At 33.7% G+C, this 20269-nt stretch carries 18 protein-coding genes; 6 read left to right on the forward strand and 12 right to left on the reverse strand.

Annotated elements, in window-relative coordinates; all coding sequences use genetic code 11:
• Nucleotides 1–211: 211 nt before the first annotated feature.
• The 5 genes from AAGD20_RS02075 to AAGD20_RS02095 form a co-directional block, all read right to left on the reverse strand.
• Nucleotides 212–910: a M15 family metallopeptidase gene (locus AAGD20_RS02075; RefSeq protein WP_341749209.1), complete on the reverse strand. Its 699-nt coding sequence runs from the start codon at nt 908–910 to the stop codon at nt 212–214.
• 97 nt (nt 911–1007) lie between these two features.
• The gene (locus tag AAGD20_RS02080) at nt 1008–1148 is read right to left on the reverse strand and encodes a hypothetical protein (RefSeq protein ID WP_341749210.1); all 141 of its coding nucleotides are present in this window, start codon (nt 1146–1148) and stop codon (nt 1008–1010) included.
• Nucleotides 1149–1252: 104 nt separating this feature from the next.
• Nucleotides 1253–1789, reverse strand: a complete 537-nt coding sequence (locus AAGD20_RS02085; protein WP_341749211.1) for an invasion associated locus B family protein — start codon at nt 1787–1789, stop codon at nt 1253–1255.
• 228 nt (nt 1790–2017) lie between these two features.
• Nucleotides 2018–2179 (reverse strand): hypothetical protein, encoded by a 162-nt coding sequence (locus AAGD20_RS02090; RefSeq protein ID WP_157905673.1) that lies wholly within the window; start codon nt 2177–2179, stop codon nt 2018–2020.
• Nucleotides 2176–2427 (reverse strand): type II toxin-antitoxin system Phd/YefM family antitoxin, encoded by a 252-nt coding sequence (locus AAGD20_RS02095; protein WP_341749212.1) that lies wholly within the window; start codon nt 2425–2427, stop codon nt 2176–2178. Before AAGD20_RS02095 ends, AAGD20_RS02090 begins: the two co-directional genes overlap by 4 nt.
• A 151-nt stretch (nt 2428–2578) precedes the next feature.
• Between AAGD20_RS02095 and AAGD20_RS02100 the strand changes: the two genes are divergently transcribed.
• Nucleotides 2579–3274, forward strand: coding sequence for a lytic transglycosylase domain-containing protein (locus AAGD20_RS02100; protein WP_410520904.1), 696 nt, complete (start codon nt 2579–2581; stop codon nt 3272–3274).
• Nucleotides 3275–3340: 66 nt separating this feature from the next.
• Nucleotides 3341–4084 carry a methyltransferase domain-containing protein gene (locus AAGD20_RS02105; RefSeq protein ID WP_341749424.1) on the forward strand — a complete coding sequence of 248 codons (744 nt, stop codon included), beginning with the start codon at nt 3341–3343 and terminating at the stop codon, nt 4082–4084.
• A 95-nt stretch (nt 4085–4179) separates the two neighbouring features.
• On the opposite strand, the gene AAGD20_RS02110 is transcribed toward AAGD20_RS02105, so the two are convergent.
• Together AAGD20_RS02110 and lnt are read right to left on the reverse strand one after the other, a co-directional pair.
• Nucleotides 4180–5067: an Rpn family recombination-promoting nuclease/putative transposase gene (locus tag AAGD20_RS02110; RefSeq protein ID WP_341749214.1), complete on the reverse strand. Its 888-nt coding sequence runs from the start codon at nt 5065–5067 to the stop codon at nt 4180–4182.
• 220 nt (nt 5068–5287) lie between these two features.
• Entirely contained in the window at nt 5288–6787 is a 1500-nt protein-coding gene (lnt, locus tag AAGD20_RS02120) for an apolipoprotein N-acyltransferase (RefSeq protein ID WP_341749215.1), read from the reverse strand.
• Nucleotides 6788–6899: 112 nt separating this feature from the next.
• Here lnt and AAGD20_RS02125 point away from each other — a divergent pair, with 112 nt between their 5' ends.
• Nucleotides 6900–7691 carry an enoyl-ACP reductase gene (locus AAGD20_RS02125; protein ID WP_341749216.1) on the forward strand — a complete coding sequence of 264 codons (792 nt, stop codon included), beginning with the start codon at nt 6900–6902 and terminating at the stop codon, nt 7689–7691.
• A 711-nt stretch (nt 7692–8402) separates the two neighbouring features.
• Here AAGD20_RS02125 and lpxB read toward each other — a convergent pair.
• Nucleotides 8403–9674 (reverse strand): lipid-A-disaccharide synthase, encoded by a 1272-nt coding sequence (lpxB, locus tag AAGD20_RS02130; protein WP_341749217.1) that lies wholly within the window; start codon nt 9672–9674, stop codon nt 8403–8405.
• Nucleotides 9667–11244, reverse strand: a complete 1578-nt coding sequence (locus tag AAGD20_RS02135; protein ID WP_341749218.1) for a phosphoethanolamine transferase — start codon at nt 11242–11244, stop codon at nt 9667–9669. Before AAGD20_RS02135 ends, lpxB begins: the two co-directional genes overlap by 8 nt.
• Nucleotides 11245–11283: 39 nt before the next feature.
• Here AAGD20_RS02135 and ruvX point away from each other — a divergent pair, with 39 nt between their 5' ends.
• A complete protein-coding gene (ruvX, locus tag AAGD20_RS02140; RefSeq protein ID WP_341749219.1) occupies nt 11284–11751 on the forward strand; it encodes a Holliday junction resolvase RuvX in 468 nt (155 codons plus the stop codon).
• 422 nt (nt 11752–12173) lie between these two features.
• Here ruvX and AAGD20_RS02145 read toward each other — a convergent pair whose 3' ends face one another.
• Both AAGD20_RS02145 and rpsU read right to left on the reverse strand, forming a co-directional pair.
• On the reverse strand, nt 12174–13394 hold the full coding sequence (locus AAGD20_RS02145; RefSeq protein WP_341749220.1) for an aspartate kinase: 1221 nt from the start codon (nt 13392–13394) through the stop codon (nt 12174–12176).
• A 178-nt stretch (nt 13395–13572) separates the two neighbouring features.
• Nucleotides 13573–13773 carry a 30S ribosomal protein S21 gene (gene rpsU, locus AAGD20_RS02150; protein ID WP_094649364.1) on the reverse strand — a complete coding sequence of 67 codons (201 nt, stop codon included), beginning with the start codon at nt 13771–13773 and terminating at the stop codon, nt 13573–13575.
• 83 nt (nt 13774–13856) lie between these two features.
• On the opposite strand from rpsU, the gene AAGD20_RS02155 reads away from it, so the two are divergent.
• Both AAGD20_RS02155 and ileS read left to right on the forward strand, forming a co-directional pair.
• A complete protein-coding gene (locus tag AAGD20_RS02155) occupies nt 13857–14681 on the forward strand; it encodes a COQ9 family protein (RefSeq protein ID WP_341749221.1) in 825 nt (274 codons plus the stop codon).
• 25 nt (nt 14682–14706) lie between these two features.
• Nucleotides 14707–17928, forward strand: coding sequence for an isoleucine--tRNA ligase (gene ileS / locus AAGD20_RS02160; RefSeq protein ID WP_410520905.1), 3222 nt, complete (start codon nt 14707–14709; stop codon nt 17926–17928).
• 418 nt (nt 17929–18346) lie between these two features.
• Here the strand turns inward: ileS and AAGD20_RS02165 are convergent, their stop codons facing one another.
• Nucleotides 18347–20038 (reverse strand): IS1634 family transposase, encoded by a 1692-nt coding sequence (locus AAGD20_RS02165; RefSeq protein WP_341748631.1) that lies wholly within the window; start codon nt 20036–20038, stop codon nt 18347–18349.
• Nucleotides 20039–20269: the final 231 nt, after the last annotated feature.

Consider the following 20269-nt stretch of genomic DNA (forward strand, 5'->3'; position numbering starts at 1 on the left):
ACCCTACAATTTTTTATTTATTTCCTTATGATGAGTAAAAAAGCTGATTGCTAAGCGTCATTGCGAGGAGCTACTTTAGTAGCGACGAAGCAATCTAATGAATGTGGATTGCCACGACCACTTAGTGGTCTCGCTAATAGCGTTTTGTACTTTTCTGGAATTTTTAAATTGTCATGGGGTTTATGCGTAATGACGCTGATTGATGGGCTGATTATTCAACGTCAAAATCAAAATACTGATCTTTATAAGGCTCGTCTTGTAAAGTATAATGCCACCATTCAGGAGAATATTCCTCAAAATTATGCTTTTTCATTTTTGCCCGTAAATAATTACGATTTTGTAAGTAACGTGGATCAATTATGTCACTATCATGACAAGATACTGAATCCATAAGGTCTACAGAACTATACATATCAACCGTATTATCATCAAAATAAGGTATAGAGCGACCATCATTTGTGATTCTTTTTCTCATTTTAGGCTTGGTATGTAATTGTTTCCCAAGCTCAATAATAGTTAAATCTACCGTACTTCCACGACTATGAGGTGATTGCTTAGCAACATAACCTAACAGAAAAATTTCAGTTTTATTGATATACGGATAATAATACTCTTTCATTTTTTGATCAACATGATCCTCTCCCCAACTAACGAAATGTTGCACAGCTTTTTTGGGTCTATAAGCATCATAAATTACCAAAGAGTAATTATCATTTTTTATATCTTGCTGAACATTCTTTAGGGCAATTGCTGCTTCCTTAGTTAGCACAGCTCTAGGAGCTTTATAGCCCCTGATCTGTTCTCCTATAAAATTATTATTACTATAATACATCATATGTTGTATTATAGTCGGGTCTATTTGATCCAGATACTCAAAGCCTTCAGGCAAATTAGTTGTTTTGTTTAACATCGGTATATTTCTCAATTAACGGCTTTGTAAATATTTCTCTTTAATGGACGATTTTTTTTTGCTGTTTTTGTCCTAGGAGTCTACCTGCAATAACTAATTAATTATATTTTGAGCTATAGTCAATTGATGAGAAGTTGGTGACGTTGTCCATAGCAGTTATCTTTTTTATAAAAACATCATTGCGAGGGGGTGTAAGTCTCCGAAGCAATCTAAAAAGTGACCCAAAATGGATTGCCACAACCACTATGTGGTCTCGCAATGACAGATAACGTCATTGCGAGGGGCGTAAGAGCCTCCGAAGTAATCTTTTAATAACTTTTTTGGATTGCTTCAAGATAATTACTATTTTAAAGCTTTTAAACCTTCTTCAAGACCTTTCGTGGAAAATGGCAAATTTACCTGTTGACCGGCTGAATTCATAAAACCTACAATAGGATTACCATCGCTTGATAAAATGCTTTTAAGATCAGTGTCTGATATATCAGCAACAGCCTGGCAAGAATCTTTTGTGCAATTAACGTACTTACCTGGAGCAACTAATTTTTTGGAACTGATAATAGACGTACCTGGAGCAACAGAAACGTCAGGAGGAATTATTTGTATCATTTTTAAATTTCTTTCCTTACCGCTACCAAAATAGCCTATTTGATATATAGCCAACACCTGTTGTTTATCATCTTTAGTAGAATTAAGAGCCTGATTTAAAAAACAAATCCGTTTTTTATCAGCACTTGTGGTGCATTTAACTACCCAATCTGAAAAGGCTTGCCCTTCTTTAACCGCAGCTTCAACTCTGATAGGATTACCAAAAAATAACCCTAAACCTATTACAGCAAGACCGGCTGTAACAAATAATGATTTTTTAACACATTTTGTCATAAATTTTACTAATTTATTATTGGTATTTAAGAGCAAAATATATCTGAATTTAATATGTTTGTCAATCATCCGTGATAAAAAATGTCGATAAGGGGGTATATTTCATGCTTTCAAATTCTATAGTCAATTGATGAGAAGTTGACGACGTCGTCGCTCAATGTTCACCTATCACTTATAGGCGTTGTTCCACATAAGCGTCAGTTTAAAAAAACAATAATTGAGAAACTGTCATTGCAAGGAGACCGTAAGGTCGACGAAGCAATCCATAGGTTGTAATTCCCGCGTAGGCGGGAATCTAGACCCCTGCTTACGCATTTTCTTAAACTGACGTTTATGCGTCACTCCATCGCTCCTAGCATCAACTTCTCCTAAATTGACTATATAACTCATGACTTCCAAAATTCTTCATGGCTAATACATTCTTCTAGTGGTTCGTTACTAGATTCAAGTATTGATTCCACTAATTTAGGTACAGAATAAATAGCCAGAGTTTCTTGTAATCCTTCGTAGTCTTCTTCTGATATGATGACTGCATTATTATGTTTTCCTTTTATGTAGATTGGTTCATGTGTTTCGTCTGTCTCTTTGATCAGGGTAAATAGTTTTGCTCGTGCTTGAGTACTAGTGTAAATAGCCATAATATATTCTCATTAATTTATACTAAAAAAGTACACTATATTACGTATATTAAGTCAAACTGACAATATTATGTATTAAAGCATAACTTGTATTGTAGAAAGATTTTTAATATGCTACAAAGACAAAGTAAAATTACGTATTTATAACACTATGTCCATTAGGTTGATATTAGCCCTATATTTGTTTTGCCTTTTTCCTTTATATTCATATGCTAATATGGATGCGGAAATTGCTGAATCACATAAATGTTCAAAGATGTTTCCTTACTTCGAAAAAATATACCAAATTCCTCCTGATATCCTACACTCAATAGCTTTAAAAGAATCTGGTAAAAAACATACTGTACATAAAATCATGGTGGTTTGGCCTTGGACTGTCAATGTTGAGGGGAAAGGGTATCATTTTAATACTAAAAAAGACGCGATAGCTTTTGTAAAAAATCAAATTATTCAAGGCAAAGAAAAGATGGATGTAGGATGTATGCAAATTAACCTAAGACACCATCCAGATGCTTTTAACTCCTTAAATCAAGCTTTTGATCCTGAGCAAAACGTTGCTTATGGTGCTAAATTTCTCAAAGCTAAATATGATCAGTTAGGTAGTTGGCACAAAGCCATCGCCTATTACCATTCAGCTACTCATGATCTTGGCTATAAATATAAACAAGATGTTATCAAGATTGCTAACAATATGGACTTGTATAAAAATTCTGTTAATATGTATAGTGGGAATTACCCTAATAATATAGCTACAACGACCTCAACAAATAAACGAAGATCTTCATTTGTAAGTAATATTAGAAAATATAAGAGTGGTATTATGGTAGCACTACCACGAGCTGGCTAGATTTAGGTAACAATTATATTTGATCGTGATAAGTTAAAATTTAACCGTGAAAAAGTTATTCATAATATCGCTAAATGTTGGTTTTTTCAACATGCAGCAGAAGATATTATTGAACGTTTGAGTATTATTGATAAAAAATTTCCCCATATTCTAGATTTAGGGGGGCGTACTGGTCAATTAACAAAACTATTAGTGCAGAACTATAACTATGCTATAATTGTAGTGACTAATGCATCTAATACTATGTTACAATCCTTTGAGCATAATCCAAAATTGCTACTTGATGAAGAAAATTTACCTCTTGAAACAGCTAGTTTTGATCTAGTAACTTTTTCCTTAGGTTTACATTGGATCAATGATGTACAAAATTTTCTGTCACAAATAAAACGTATTTTAAAACCAGATGGTCTATTTATTGCTAATTTTATCGGTGGTAACAGCCTAAAGGAACTACGAATGAAATTTATCGAAGCTGAAATAGCAGCAAATCGCCCTCACTTCCAACATGTTTCCCCTTTTATACATTTTGATCACGTAACACCTTTGTTACAACAGGCAGGATTTACAGAGATTATCGTTGATTATGAAAATATTCAGTTAAGCTATAATAGTCCTTTAGATTTCATTAGAGAGCTAAAGAATATTGGAGAATCTGGGGCATTACGGCAAAACCCTCATAACCTAATATCAAAGCAAATGCTTTCTATTCTAAGTAATACTACGTCGACTTTCACCGAACAAATTAATATAATTAGTTTCATTGCCTCTCCGACTAAGAATAGCATAAAAACTTGTTACCTCCTAAATTGACATTTATAGCTCAGTACACGACAAGAAGATTAAGGAGAGGATAACGCCTAACCAATTGTCGATTTTTAGAGCAGTAGCAGTTTGAGAATCGTAAGTCATTTTAGATTTTCTATTTGAGATTTACTTAACTTAGTGTATTTAATAATTTTTTCCATCGACTCATTGTTTAATAGCATTTCTTTTGCCATAGATATTCTTTCTTCCGCTCTACCTTCTACTCTACCTTCCGCTCTACCTTCCGCTCTACCTTTATCCTCAAATTTCTTGATAGTATTAGCTTCGATACGCAGCCATTTGAGATGGCCTTCATAAGCCTCTCTTTCTTCATCAGTAAAGTTCATAACATTTAGCACTGTTAGAGCTTTTTTTAAGGCAATGTTGTCCAGTTCTTTAGGCAAATTATCTTTGTTAAGTAGGTCATGTCTTGTTAAAAAAGCTAACCACATATCTAGAGAGTCTTTTACTTTTTTCAGTATATCCGCTAATTCCTCATGAGAATTATCAGTAAACTTATTAAGCTCAATAGTATGTAATTCGAGGTCCTTGAAATATAACAAGCCACTATCTTTTTCGACTATATGGAAAACATTGTGATATTTATCTACTTTAGGAATAGAAGTAAAATTAAGTATATGAATACCAATGGCTTTGCTTAAGGTCGAATAGTCCTGAGCTACCTTTAATTGCTCAGTATATAATTTAGCCCAGTAATATAAAGCTCGCTTATCATAATCAGCTTCGTCGCTAATTTGAATCTCAATATTGAACCTTTTGCCATCAACAGATTTGGCTTTAACGTCTAATATTGACAGTTTATCATTCTTAAAGTTTTTAGGGTTATATGGATTAAGCAAAGTTACCTCTGCCACTTGATCCTCTTGTCCAACGATAGAATTAATCAAGGATATCAGCAAATCCTTATTCTCTTCTACACCAAATATCTTTTTGAAAGCTAAATCCACACGAGGAGTTATTTTGTCCATATATATGCTGCTGTTAGTAGTTATTAGTACCTAAGAAACAGTATAGCACAAAAACTATAAAGCACTAAGTAATATAATGTGAAAAATAGACAATTGGTTAGGCGTTATCCACTCTTTTTTCCTCTCCTTAATCTTTTTGTCGGGTACTGAGCATTTATAGTCAATTCAGGGGAATTTGAGGCTAGGAACGATGGAGCGACGCCTATAAGTAATAGGCGAGCTACGAGTGACGACGTCCCCAACTTCTCATCAATTGACTATAGCTAATTAAGATAAATATTATTGCTAATAAAGCACATATATCGCCATATTGGGAGTATAAAGTTTCATATTTCAGCTTATTTGGTAATAAACTATCTATATAACCTACTTCATTGAGAGTTCGTTGTTGAATAATTCTACCTACCGGGTCTATTACAGCCGATATACCATTATTAGCTGTTCTAAGCATAGGAAGACCGTTTTCTATACTACGCATACGACTAATTTGTAAATGTTGGTATGGACCAGAAGAGTTTCCATACCATGTATCATTAGTGACGTTAATAATCACATCTGAAAGTTTATTACTCGTTTGAACGAGATTTGGAAAGATTGCTTCATAACAAATAAGAGGTTTTATGGTTATAGCAAGTTGGTCAATACTAACCAATTGTTTGCTTCCTTCAGTATAATCTAATAACCCAGGGGTTAATTTCTTCAATGGTAATATCCATTTAAGAGGCATATACTCACCAAATGGCACTAAATGAGATTTATGATATTCAAATAATTTGTCCCCTTCTTTTGTTAAAGCGTATAAACTTGTATAAATTTCAAAATCATCTCCCTGTTTACCATTATTTGTTATACCACCAGTAATTAAAATTGCCTTTTTATTTTCTAGCATCTTTAATATTTTCCTTTTGATTGGTTTATAGTCATATGGTACTACCATAGCGGCCTCCGACCATATAATTAGGTCTACGTCACCTGGTTTTTCAGATAATGCAATATGAAGATTTAAATTTTTCCAAAATTCTTCAACGTCCCATTTAGCAATTTGTGGAATAGTTGGCTGAACTAATCGAACTTTTATATTTGAGAAATCGCTAGGATTGTTATGTAACCTTAATAAACCGTAGGAAGTTATTAGAGAAAATATTATTAATGAATTCACTAATAATATTTTTAATAGATTATATTGTTTAGTAAATAGGTGATAAAAACTAGTTGATATATATATTACAATAAAACTTAAACCATATATTCCTATAATACTAGAAGATTGGATGAGAGTATCGGAAAATGAAAAAGCGTATCCAAGTAAATTCCACGGCAATCCGGTAAATATCCATGATCTTACCCATTCAAAAAATACCCAATAAAGGCAAAATATAAACTGATATAAATTATTATTCTTCACTAAAAATCCTAAACCGCAGGTTATAGCGATGAAACAAGCAAGAATAACTGGTAAACCAAATAACGCCAATGGTATCGCCCACCAAAATTCATCAATATAAACAGTGACCCCTATACTAATCCAGTACATATTGACTAAAAAATGCCCAAAACCAAATATAAAGCCTAATATAGAGGCTTCTTGCCAACTATTAGCAATTTGTACTTGATAACATAGTAGTGCCAAGAAAAATAACCCAGGTACGAAGAAAGTTGGAGCAAAAACTAAACCGCTAACCATACCTGAAATAAGTAGAAATATTTTGGATAAAAACATTAGTGCTATCTATTATTAGTGTTATACTTTGGTTATATTTTAAAAGTTATTTACAAAAATATACATAATGCTATTGTTTGAGCAAGGTCTAATTATAAAGTATGGAGAATATATGCAAATTGTGGGTTTACTTGATGGTAAAAAAGGACTAATTACAGGCGTCGCTAATAATTTGTCAATATCTTGGGCTATTGCTCAAATGACCAAAGAACATGGTGCTGACTTAGCCCTTACCTATCAAGGAGAAATGCTTGAAAAACGCGTTAAGCCCCTTGCTGAGGAAATTGGTTGTAATTTTGTTGCTCCATGTGATGTAACCGATGAACAATCACTTGATAATTTATTTAAACTTATTGAACAAAAATGGGGAAAGCTTGATTTTTTAGTTCATTCTATAGCTTTTTCTGATCGAAATGAATTAAAAGGTAGATATATAGATACCACATTACCTAATTTTCTTAATAGTATGAATATATCATGTTATTCTCTAACTGCTATGGCAAAGCGTGCAGAACCTTTGATGAAAGATGGTGGGAGTATCCTGACTCTAACTTATTATGGCTCCCAAAAGGTGGTTCGTAATTATAATGTGATGGGACTTGCTAAAGCTGCATTAGAATGCAGTGTAAGATATCTTGCAACTGATATGGGGTCAAATAACATCCGAGTGAATGCCATATCAGCTGGACCTATTAAAACTCTAGCATCTAGCGGTATTAGTGATTTTAAAACTATGCTCGCTTCCCATGAGGCTACTTCACCGTTACGCAGAAATATTTCGCCTAGTGATGTTGCAGGGTCTGCTTTATACCTGCTAAGTAGCTTATCATCGGGAGTTACCGGTGAGATACATTATGTAGATTGTGGGTTTAACACTATAATAGGAACTGTATTAGCCGAGTAATTCATTGCTTCGTCATTGCGAGGAGGTCGCCAGACCACAACTGTTGAAAGTTAGAAGGTAAAGAGGGTTTTAGATAGGTTTTCTGTCATTGCGATACCACGTAGTGGTCGTGGCAATCCATCTTTGGTTACTTTTATGGATTGCTTCGTCGACCTGCGGCCTTTCTCGCAATGACGTTGACCACATACGACTTTTAAACTATTCGGTCTAAAACCTCTTCCTCTTCTAACTTTCAACAGTTGTGGTCGCCAGACCGACGAAGCAATCCACAAAAGTAACCAAAAATGGATTGCTTCGACCATTAAATGGTCTCGCAATGACAGCATGATGGGTGCTTATTCGGCACTAATTCAGGTAAATTGACTATAAACAAAAGAGTTGTAATTTCCACGTTATAAATTGTCATCCCTGCTTAACTTAGTGTCACCCCTGCGAAAGCAGGGGTCTAGATTCCCGCCTACGCGGGAATAACAAATTTTGCGTTTAAAAATAGATGTTGTGACTCGGATATATTCAAATTTCCTTCGAACAACCTACTATTTATAAGCTCTGCAAAAAACTTGATTAGACCTCTTGCATAACCCAAAGATAATTGAGGAATTTTTAAGAAAAACGAAGTCGAGTACCGCAGCGTACTGAGATTTACGTGAGGAACGGAGACGAGTTTTGACAACAAAATTACCAATTAGATTAGGTTATGCAAGAGGTCTATTATCGAGTTAAACACTCTGACTTGATAATATGGGCTGCCACATTTGAAGAACTATTAGAGTCAATTGATGAGAAGTTGGTGACGTCGTCGCTCAATGCTCGTCTATTACTTATAGGCATCGCTCCATCGTTCCTGCTACCCAATTCCCCTGAATTGACTATAGAACCTTGAAAGCCTAACTCCCTTAAGATTTCTTGGCTTTCTCTTAGTTGTTCATCTGCTTTTTTTTCATCAACTAATAATGATGTAAGCCTTGCTGCTATATTTGATTTAGTACAGTTAAATTGAATTAATTCTGGTAAAATTTCCTTATTAGCAACAATATTAATCAAAGAAATGTAAGGTATTTTTATTAATAATTTTATTAGAAAAAAACTTACGATATTTAATTTATATGCAACAACCATTGGCGTATTACAAGCAGCAATTTCTAAAGTATTAGTACCAGATTTTGCTAAAGCAAGGTCAGAGGCAGCAAAAATCTTAAGCCGATCACTTGAGAACTGGTAATTGAATGTTGCATCTGATAAAAACGCTTTAATTAAAGACTGATGACTAGGATCGACCAGGACAAATATCACTTGAATATTAGGAAACTGCTTTGCTAATAAATTAATTGCTTCTATAAAGATAGGGGCATGCCTTATTATTTCACTTTTGCGGCTACCACAAGTGATGCATAATAATTTTGAATGAATAGGTATTTGTAATTCTTGCTTTAATTGTTGTTTATCGTGATCATCATAAAAATACTGTTCTAATATTGGATGACCAATATACCGACAATCTAGCCCAACTTTTTGGAAATATGGCGGCTCAAATGGCAGCAAAGCTAACAAATAATCGTAAATTTTAGCGTATTTCATAGCTCGAGAAGGTTTGTATGCCCAGACTGATGGGGCAACAATGTGCATAATTTTTAAGTTAGGTCGTGCTTCTCGAACCTTCTTTACCACTCTATAAGTAAAGCCTGGTGAGTCTATAGTAATTAATAAATCTGGATTATGTTGAATAATATCGTCAATAGTTTGTTGAATTAACTTAGTGAGCCTAAAAATATGTGGTATAATTTCGACGAAGCCCATAAGATTTATTTGACTAATCGGGAAAAGGCTATGGTGCAATCCCGCTTGTTGCATCTTATCGCCGCCAATACCAACGAACTCTAATTGCATTTCCTCCAATTTATAGAGATTTTTTAGGCTTTGCATCAAACGACTTCCTATAAAATCTCCTGATATTTCGCCAGCAATTAGATAAATCTTAACCATTTGACTTCTTACTACATAGACTTAAGTTCTTTTCAATCACTGCCGAACGGATACCAACACAATCAAGAATCGAATGAAATACATAGTCATGACTAATCTCAGTATCTAAATGACTGACTATAGAATTCACTAAGTCAGGATGTTTTTTTTTAAATTCATCTGATACCCAAACTAAGAAAGGCACAGTAGTTTGTTCTGGAATCATCGGACCACCGTGACCATAATAACCATGCTCGCCTAAAGATTCAGCGTGATCAGAAACATACATTAAAATAGCGTTGCTATTTTTTAATAAATCTATCACGCTATATAAAAAAAAATCAGTATATAAAATAGTATTATCGTAATCATTAACTAACTGTATAGGATCACAAGTGCTTTGATCTACCATAGTAGTAGAATTACATTTAGGAGTAAATTTTTCGAATTCTTTAGGATATCTAGCAGAATATTTCCAATGACTACCACTTGTATGAACAATTAAGACATCTTTAGTAGCAGAAGAATCTACAATATTTTTAATATAAGGTAACATTTTCTCATCATGATCCAGCCTTGTTAATAGAACCGAACCACCAGGGAGCATACTAAACTTAGCCTGATCATAAATTGTATATGGGTCTTTACTTTTAAAATATTGCACCAAACTTTGAGTACCAATCCAATTAGTATTAAAGTCAAGCATGGTAAAAATTGATAAAAAACTTGTATCTCCTGTAATTTTGTCTATATCCTTAGCAGGATGGCGGGACATAAGAGATGGAACTGAGATACATGTATGATTAGATGAAGATTGTGCTTTAAATGAAAAAAGATTTTCAACAGTGCTTAAATATGGTGTAGTGTCCCTGGAATAACCATTAATACCAAAATGATCAAATCGTGCCGATTCTCCTATAACAACTACAGCTACAATATTTTGATCAGATTGATCGATAAAAGAAAATTTTTCTCTTATATTCTCACGCATGCTGCTTTTGTTGTTACTATTGGATAAGTATAAATATGTATTATGTAGATATTGAATAGGAAAATAACTATTTAGCAACTTGAATTTCGGAGCAATAATATTATTAACAGAAATTAAAAGACAAATTGCTGATAGTAATTTTGTGACAAATAGTTTACTATCTAAAATAGAGAAGTGTTTCATTGTATAAATACAGCTAAACAAACTAAAAATTAACCATACAATCAGCCTGATGCTGATTATTTCGTATAGTTCATTCAAGTCAGTGGAGAAAAAACTACCCATCATTTCTTTTGTAGGAGAAATTTTAAAGAAATATAGGTAATAACTAGCAATTGCCCCTGTTATAAATAAAAATATCGCTCCAATTATAAAAACAAGCCGATGGATAGTTAAACCAAAAAAAATGATAAAGCAAGTAAAGTAAATATATAAAAAGTCTTTACTCAACTCCAATATCGCTTTCAAAAAAGTTATCTTGTAGTAGCTGAATTTGTAACAAGAAACTACTGAATTAAAAAATATGAAATAAATAAGGGCAAAAACTAAAGATAGTTTTATTAATTTACTATCTAGGTGTTTTTGAATTAGTTCTGACATAATAAACACGTACTTTGTATAAATTGTAATTTAGGTATCATGATAATAGCAGTATTGCAAGAATTTTTTCAGCTTCTACAAGCTAATAGACCAATTATTGCCATAGATTATGGAATACGGAAAACAGGCATCGCTATTTCAAATCAAGAACAGACTATTGCTATGCCACTAAAAACTATTTATGAAACGATAGAAGAAAAAAAGATTAAGTCAATATTAGATTTAGTCGCAACTTATTCTATTTGTGGTATAGTCATAGGTTTGCCTATTAGTATGAATGGTAACTCTAGTGAGCAAACTATAATTGTATTAAAATTCAGTGCAACATTAAGTTCTGCAACAAATCTTCCTATATATCTACAAGATGAAAGGCTTACTTCCCTTGCTGCCAATAACTTATTAAAATCGTTAGAAGTTAAAAGACGAGAACGTAACCAAAAAGATGACTCAATTGCAGCAAGTATGATTTTAGAGACTACTTTAGATTCTATTAAGAAACTTCAATAGACCTCTTGCATAACCTAATCTAATTGGTAATTTTGTTGTCAAAACTCGTATCCGTTCCTCACGTACATCTTAGTACGCTGCGGTACTCGACTTCGTTTTTCCTAAAAATTCCTCAATTATCTTTAGGTTATGCAAGAGGTCTAATAGTATATTGATGAGAAGTTGGTACTAATGGAGTACATATACGTCATTGCGAGACCACGCAAGTAGGTTGTGGCAATCCATTTTAATCGTTTTTTGGATTGCTTCGTCGCTACTAAAGTAGCTCCTCGCAATGACGCTGATGCTAAAATACTAATCGGATTTATACCGTTGCCAATTCAAGTTAATTCACTATAATAGGCGAGCATTGAGTGACGACGTCACCAACTTCTCATCAATTGACTATACATGGTCTTGCAATGACAAAAATCTACCTAAAACTATTTATCTAGTTCAAATAGTTGATGCAAGCAACGTATAGTTTTTTCGGTATCAAGGTCTTTTATTAGCAGAGAAATTTTAATTTCTGAAATTTGTATCATTTTCACTGATATATTTTGTTTTTCCAGTTCAGTTAATACCATATCAAGAAAATTATGGTCATTTTTAATGCCGTGACCAATAATCGATACTATAGAAATTTGGCTATCGATAATAAAATTATTTATCTGATTAGCATTCTTTAGATCATCTAGCAAATACTGTAATTTATTTTTATCGGATAATTGGATAATAAAGCTATATTGTCGATATTCCTCGATATTTTCCATTAATTCTAGGTGAATATTATGGTTAGTGATCAGGTTGCATATCTTAGAAAAATTTAATTGAGTGGAATTTACTACTAATTTTAATAAATTTTTGTTGGAAGTAATGCCGGTAATTTTTTTATTTTCCATAATTTTTTCTCTAGATGTTATTAGTGTACCACTATCTTCATGGTATAATGGTAGTGAGAACGACGATAAAACGCGTATGGGTACGTTATATCTAATAGCCGCTTCTAAGGAGCGTGGATGCAACACTTTCGCTCCACAAGATGCAAATTCCAGCATTTCCTCAAAACTAATCTGTGATAATTTCTTTGCTCCAGGAACAATTCGTGGATCAGCAGTAAAAACCCCTTCTACATCAGTGTATATATCACATCTATCAGCTTGCATAGCAGCTGCAATTAACGAGGCAGTAGTATCGGATCCTCCTCGACCAAGCGTTGCTAACCTATTATTATTACTGATACCCTGAAATCCAGCAACTACCGGGATGATGTCTTGTTTAATACATTCTGTTAATAAACTAGTAGAGATTTGCTCAACCAAAGCTTTGCTATAATTATCATTGGTTAAGATTGGTAATTGCCATGCTAGCACAGACCTTGCATCTATGCCTTGTTGTTGTAGCTCAAGGGCAAGTAAGGAGGCTGTTACCATCTCTCCACTACAAAGGGCAGCATCATATTCTGCCAGTTGTGAACTAGTCTTAAGACTAGAAACCTCATTGCATAAAGTAACTAGTTGATTGGTAACACCAGCCATAGCTGAAACTACAATTATTACTTGATTACCATGCTGCTTTTCAAGCTTAATAATGGGAATAATTTCTTTTATTCTTGCAATGTTAGCAACAGAAGTTCCGCCAAATTTTTGAACTATTATGGACATAATATTGAAGAGATGTTGTTAAAAGGTCATTGCAAGAAGGCGTGAATCAAAGAAGTAATCTAACAAATATGGATTGCCACGACCACTATGTGGTCTCGCAATGACGTACGTTAAGAGATAAAAACAGTCATTGCGAGGAGGCGTAGCCAACGAAGCAACCCAAGAACATTAAGCTCGCTTAACCTTCCATCATTTGCTTACGAGCAACTTTTCTCTTCCTTCTTTCTGTTTCTTGATCCTTACGGACACGTTTTACTGAAGGAGGTTCATAGAAACGAGACATTTTCATTGAACGAAAAACAAGCTCTCTTTGCATTTTTCTTTTCAAATTTTTAATTGCTTGCTCACCATTCCCAGCATGAACATTTACTAGTATCACTTTTAATTACCCCCTTTTCGTGCAAATTAGATTGTTGAATGATATGAACATTATCTATATACTAAATGTATATGTCAAGATATATGTCAATATTAAAAGATGCATTTATGACTATTGAAGAGAAATATCATAGTTTAAAAGTACAATTTGTAAAAACTTTAGCAAAACTGCTAGTTTTTAACGAGTGGAATGATAAATTATTAGCAGATACGGAAACAGAATGTGGTTTTGTTAAAGGATATTGCCATATAATTTTTCCTGAGGGGATAAGGGAAATAGTTGATTTTTTTGAAAGCTGGCAAGACCAGAAAATGCTGGAGTTATTATCTCAGCAGGAAACTCCGATTAAAATAAGGGATAGAATTGATTTAGCCTTAAAAATTAGAATAAAAGATGGTATAGCTAATCCTACTAACATTACACCTAATTCACAAACGTCATTGCGAGGAGATACTTTAGTAGCGACGAAGCAATCCAGAAAAGTGATTGAAAATGGATTGCTTCGTCGGCTTATGCCTCCTCGCAATGACACCAATTGGTCACAAATAGATGCTAATCAGGTTAGCTATATAGCTAAACTTGTACATTTGAGGAATCGTAGTTATTTTGCCGTACCATCAAACAGCATATTTGCAACAAAAACAGCCTTTCGTACTTGTGACTTAATTTGGCGTTATGCAGGCGATAAGTCTATAGATTATAATTATTATACTAAGAGAGGTCTGTTACTCAGTGTTTATATAACTTCAATACTCTATTACATTCAAGATGAGTCAGAAGATAATATAGATACTGATAAATATATTACTAAATCTTTATCCAATATCATAACTATATCCTCTAAATGTAAGAATATGTTAAAGCTACCAAACCCTGTCGATATACCAATTATTCGACTATTTTTATAATATACTTTCTGTAATCGAGACTATAATGACTAAAAAACACTACCCAGATATTCAATCTAATGTTGATTTTCCAACAATTGAGAGAAAGATTTTAGCTTATTGGCAAAAGCATAATATTTTTCAAAGAACTATAGATGCTAGACTATCAGTAAAAAATGATAAGAATAACGAATTTATATTTTATGATGGTCCCCCTTTTGCCAATGGGCTCCCACATTATGGACATTTGCTAACTGGGTTCATCAAGGATGTTTATGCACGTTATCAAACCAGTAGAGGCAAAAGAGTTGAGCGACGCTTTGGTTGGGATTGTCATGGACTACCTGCCGAGATGCAAGCAGAAAAGGAGTTGGGTATTTCTGGTAGAACTGCCATTATCAATTTTGGTATTGATAAATTTAACGAGCATTGTCAATCATCGGTGATGAAATATGCTGATCAGTGGCAGAAATATGTTAATAGGCAAGCAAGATGGGTGGATTTTGACAATTCCTATAAAACTATGGATAAAGCCTTTATGGAATCTGTTTTGTGGGCTTTTAAAGAGTTATATAATAAAGGGCTTCTTTATGAATCAATGAGGGTAATGCCTTATTCTTGGGCATGTGAAACGCCTTTATCCAATTTTGAAACTAGGCTAGACAACTCATATAGAGAGAGAACTGATAAGGCGGTTACGGTAAGTTTTGTACTTAATGAGAAATTGCCAGGTTCTGTGCAGTATAATGAGTATAGAATGCTGGCATGGACTACGACGCCATGGACTTTGCCGGCTAATTTGGCATTAGCCATTGGAGCAAATATTGAATATGCTTTAGTGCCAAATGGTCAGGTTTGTTATATTTTGGCAAAATTTGCTTTAGAAAAATATTACAAAGAATTAGGGCTTAGTGCTGACACAAATTATGATATAATTGAAGGTAAGTGCTTATTAAACATGAATCTTACTTACCAACCATTATTCGATTATTTTTCCAATCATCCAGGTAGTTTCAAAGTACTTTCTGGAGATTTTGTCGTCGAAGGAGACGGTACCGGTATCGTACATATGGCTCCCGGTTTTGGTGAGGAAGATCAAATTCTTTGTCAATCGCAAGGAATAGAACTCGTTTGTCCTGTAGATAATGCTGGGAAATTTACCAAAGAAATTTATGATTTTGTCGGTTTGCAAATATTTGATGCTAATGATCAAATTATTATTAAGCTAAAAAATCAGGGAAATTGGTTTAAAACTGAGCAATATATTCATAATTATCCGCATTGCTGGCGTACTGATACCCCTCTTATATACAAAGCAGTTCCTTCTTGGTATGTGAAAGTTACCGAATTTAAAGACAGAATGGTTGAATTAAATCAGCAAATTAACTGGATACCCTTGCATATTAGGGATAATCTATTTGGAAAATGGTTAGAAAATGCTAGAGATTGGTCAATTAGCCGTAATAGATTTTGGGGGACGCCTCTCCCAGTCTGGAAGTCGGATGATCCGGCTTATCCTAGAATTGATGTGTATGGTTCAATAGAAGAGCTAGAGAAAGATTTTGGGGTAACAATCGTTGATTTGCATCGACCTTTTATTGATCAGCTAACTAGAAAAAATCCAGACGATCCAACCGGTAAGTCAATGATGCGTCGAATAGAAGATGTATTTGATTGTTGGTTTGAAAGCGGCTCTATGCCTTATGGACAAGTACATTATCCATTTGAAAATAAAGATTGGTTTGAAAAGCATTTTCCTGCTGATTTTATAGTGGAATATTCAGCACAAACACGTGGTTGGTTCTATACTTTAATGGTATTGTCAACTGCCTTATTTGACCAACCACCTTTTTTAAATTGTATTTGCCATGGAGTTATATTAGATAGTACCGGACAAAAATTATCAAAGCGTCTTAATAATTATGCTGATCCATTAGAATTATTTGATAAATATGGTTCTGATGCTCTAAGAGTCACTATGCTTTCTACAAACATAGTTAAAGGTCAGGAATTATTGATCGATAAAGACGGAAAAATGGTTTTTGAGAGCTTACGTTTATTTATTAAGCCTATTTGGAATGCCTACCATTTCTTTACTATGTATGCTAATGCTGACCAAATCAAAGCTGAACTAGACTTTAATTCTCAAAATGTGCTAGATCGTTATATTTTATCAAAACTAAAAATATCAGTACAAAAAATTCAGCATGGGTTAGATAATTTTGACAGTCAAATAGCCTATAGTAACATTGCCGATTTTTTTGAAGTATTAAATAATTGGTATATTAGAAGAAGTAGAAATCGTTTTTGGAAAAGTGAGAAAGATCAAGATAAGAAAAATGCTTATAATACCTTATATAGTTGTATTAAAATAATGTCGTCCGCTCAATCTAGTTTATTGCCATTAATTTCTGAGGAGATTTATTTGGGACTCACCGGGATAGAACCGAAAGGTGAGAGTAGACTTTCTGCAAAAGAGTTTTGTGGGAAGCCTAGTGTTCATTTGACAGATTTTCCTACACTAGATAAGATAGAAGTGGATGATGATTTGGTTAGCACCATGGATCAAATATTAGATATTTGTAGTAATGCTTTATTCATTAGAAGTAGCGAGAATATTCGGACTAGACAACCATTGAGCAGCTTAACAATCATTAGCAGCAATAATGAGCTATTAATAAAATTTGAAGAATTGATTAAAGATGAAATCAATGTTAAAAAGGTAATTTATAAAGATGATGTAGAAAATTATGCCGATCATAAATTATCGATTAACTTTCCTAATTTAGGTAAGCGTCTACCTCATAAGGTCAAAGATATTATAGTAGCTTCTAAAAAGAATCAGTGGCAACTTACTCCTGAGCATCTAATAATAGCCGGAGAGAAGCTGAATAATGATGAATTCTCTCTAGCCTTACAACCTAAAAATGCTAAAGGTACAAAATCTTTAGCTAATAATCAGGGGCTAATATTGCTAGATTTGGAAATAACACAGGAATTATACGAAGAAGGTATAGCGAGAGATTTAATACGCTTTATTCAACAAGCGAGAAAAGATGCCAATTTTGCTATAAATGACAGAATTTTCCTAGAGATTATTGGTAAGCCAGATTTTATGCTAATAGTCCAGCAACATAGTAAATTCATTCTCGAACAAACCTTAAGTGAATTTGCTAGCAATTTTACGCCAGACTATATGACCGATATTGAATTAGATTCAAATACGATAAGCATAAGAGTGTCAAGAGTTTCTAAGCACATAAGCTAACTTTAAACGGAGAATCTGTCATTCCCGCTTCGGTGCGGAATCTATTATACCTCATGGCATTTTTAGTTCCCTGCCTTCGCAGGGATGACAACCATTGTCCTATATTTTATTCAAATCTGCAAAAAACTTGATTATCGAGTAAAAGTTGATTAGAAATGGATTGCTTCGTCGACCTTACGGTCTCCTCTCAATGACATTTGGGGTGCATATACGTCATTGCGAGACCATGTAATGGTCGAAGCAATCCACTCTTTAACCAGTTAAGCTAAGTCACCCGACTTCAGTGTTGTTGTGCCAAAAAGTGGCTGACAGCTCAGGAAATGATAAAATTTCCAGGCACAACAAATTATTTGTTCGAATATAAAAATTTCAAAATAATCCTATAATAATTATTACCTTTACTACTTGATTATTTCTTTTACTCTCCTGATGATATTAAATAAGGAATAGTGCTAATCGGTAAATTCATTGCCTTATAAATAATCTTTGCCTCATCTGATACCGGGGATGGAATGCCAAATACTCTTTTATCTTTAATGTGTACTACACTGGTAATTTCCACCCCAATTAGTGCTTTACGTAATCGTTCCGGTGATAGTTTAATTGACTGTAAATTTACCCGATATTCTAAATGCCTGATACATACTAACGCCATAAAACATAAAGCAATATGTGCCTTGATTCTACTAGGACTCCAATGATAAATTGGTCTAATCTTAATATCGTGTTTACTAACTCTAAATGTTTCTTCAATTTGCCACAATCCTTTATAACGAGACAATATATACGCTATATCAACATTTTCTAGGTTACTAATAACTCCATGCAAACCGTCCCATTTGCTATCTTCCTCTATCTTTTGCTCGTTTACTGCAAACTTATCATTATTATTAATTATTAAATATTTTTTATAACCACTAGCAGAAATTAACGACTTAACTCCTTTACTTCTGTTCATTTTTTTCATTAATTTCTTCAATGCTTGCTCTCTATCTTGAGCATCTTTATAAGCCCTTTTGCTACTATAGCTCATAATCAGTTTGCGACCCTTTTCAGCTAGTTCAATTATTTTTCCCTTATATTCTTCTGCATCAACGGTTAATGGCTGATAATCATCACTATTTAAGATTTTAGCTGTAATATCCTTAGTCATATTCTTAATTTTGGCACCTACTATATATTGATAGCCAGCTTGTTCTAATAGAGCTAAATTTTCATTATTCAACATACCGCTGTCTGCTACAAACACTACTTTATCAATAGCAAACCTGCCTTTCAAGCTATCTAAAGCTTTCAATAAAGTATGACCTTCATAGGTCGCTCCAGGAAATATCTCATAACCGATTGGAATACCATTATTAGTAACAAAAATGCTCAGCATTACCTGTACTTCATTGAATTTATGATCTTTACTAAACCCCTTACTCTTCAACTCATCTTCAGTAAATGATTCAAAATAAAGAGTAGTTGCATCATAAAATAGTACATCGATTTTTTCTTTAAACAACTTTTGACTGCTAAGTAAAGCACACTGCTCGATTTTCTCAACCACCTTATCATCTATTTTATCCATAGTTTTGTATACCGAATCAAGCTTTAAATCTACTCCATAATTATTGACCAATAAATTGACTGTTTCACGCTTACTAGTTGGGTTAGCAATACGAGCTAAAACAACATTGCGTATTATGTTTATGCTCGACACTTCCCTGGCAGGATTGGGTAAGATTTTATTAAAACCAAGTTGGTCATAAATTTTTCCATACACCTCATGAATGCCAATGATAGTGCTTCCTTGACTACGTAAATTGCTGATATCATCAATAGGTTGTGGTTGTATTTGTTCTTTCTCGCACCGCTGTCTAGATGACATCGCCATCGATACTATATCCTTGTCTGGGATAAGATTAGGTTGAGTGCTACTAGTGATTTCAACCTTAATGAATTCAGCAAGCTCTATTAATTTAGTTATTTCTTCTTGGTCTGATGCACTGCCAATATGTCGAACAACCCGTTGTTTTACTTTATTAGTTATGGGATCGCGTATCCCTTCTACTAGTTGAACAGCGTTAACATTACGGGTAGCAGATTTTTTGACTCTAACGAACATATCAGTAGCATATTTAAAACTAATTGTTGGTTAGTATATCTACTAAAATATTGTATGTCAATAATAAAAATATATGGAGGCACAACAAACGCCCTCTAATTAACAAAACCTTTTTTCTCCTGCTTTTTCTATACACTTATCTTTAACTATTTTCCGAAGTCAGGAAGAGTTTATGTAGCTATTAAGTCAATTGATGAGAAATTGGTGACGTCGTTGCTCCATCGCTCCTTC

It is taken from the genome of Candidatus Tisiphia endosymbiont of Sialis lutaria (assembly GCF_964026535.1).
In the GTDB taxonomy this organism is placed as follows: Bacteria; Pseudomonadota; Alphaproteobacteria; order Rickettsiales; family Rickettsiaceae; genus Tisiphia.

Coding starts and splice junctions, on each gene's coding strand:
- lpxB (WP_341749217.1), bottom strand. CDS start 9,674: ATGGTTAAGATTTATCTAATTGCTGGCGAAATATCAGGAGATTTTATA.
- AAGD20_RS02090 (WP_157905673.1), bottom strand. CDS start 2,179: ATGAGTTATATAGTCAATTTAGGAGAAGTTGATGCTAGGAGCGATGGA.
- AAGD20_RS02110 (WP_341749214.1), bottom strand. CDS start 5,067: ATGGACAAAATAACTCCTCGTGTGGATTTAGCTTTCAAAAAGATATTT.
- AAGD20_RS02085 (WP_341749211.1), bottom strand. CDS start 1,789: ATGACAAAATGTGTTAAAAAATCATTATTTGTTACAGCCGGTCTTGCT.
- AAGD20_RS02125 (WP_341749216.1), top strand. CDS start 6,900: ATGCAAATTGTGGGTTTACTTGATGGTAAAAAAGGACTAATTACAGGC.
- AAGD20_RS02145 (WP_341749220.1), bottom strand. CDS start 13,394: ATGTCCATAATAGTTCAAAAATTTGGCGGAACTTCTGTTGCTAACATT.
- AAGD20_RS02100 (WP_410520904.1), top strand. CDS start 2,579: ATGTCCATTAGGTTGATATTAGCCCTATATTTGTTTTGCCTTTTTCCT.
- lnt (WP_341749215.1), bottom strand. CDS start 6,787: ATGTTTTTATCCAAAATATTTCTACTTATTTCAGGTATGGTTAGCGGT.
- ruvX (WP_341749219.1), top strand. CDS start 11,284: ATGATAATAGCAGTATTGCAAGAATTTTTTCAGCTTCTACAAGCTAAT.
- AAGD20_RS02135 (WP_341749218.1), bottom strand. CDS start 11,244: ATGTCAGAACTAATTCAAAAACACCTAGATAGTAAATTAATAAAACTA.
- AAGD20_RS02075 (WP_341749209.1), bottom strand. CDS start 910: ATGTTAAACAAAACAACTAATTTGCCTGAAGGCTTTGAGTATCTGGAT.
- AAGD20_RS02165 (WP_341748631.1), bottom strand. CDS start 20,038: ATGTTCGTTAGAGTCAAAAAATCTGCTACCCGTAATGTTAACGCTGTT.
- ileS (WP_410520905.1), top strand. CDS start 14,707: ATGACTAAAAAACACTACCCAGATATTCAATCTAATGTTGATTTTCCA.
- AAGD20_RS02155 (WP_341749221.1), top strand. CDS start 13,857: ATGTCAATATTAAAAGATGCATTTATGACTATTGAAGAGAAATATCAT.
- AAGD20_RS02095 (WP_341749212.1), bottom strand. CDS start 2,427: ATGGCTATTTACACTAGTACTCAAGCACGAGCAAAACTATTTACCCTG.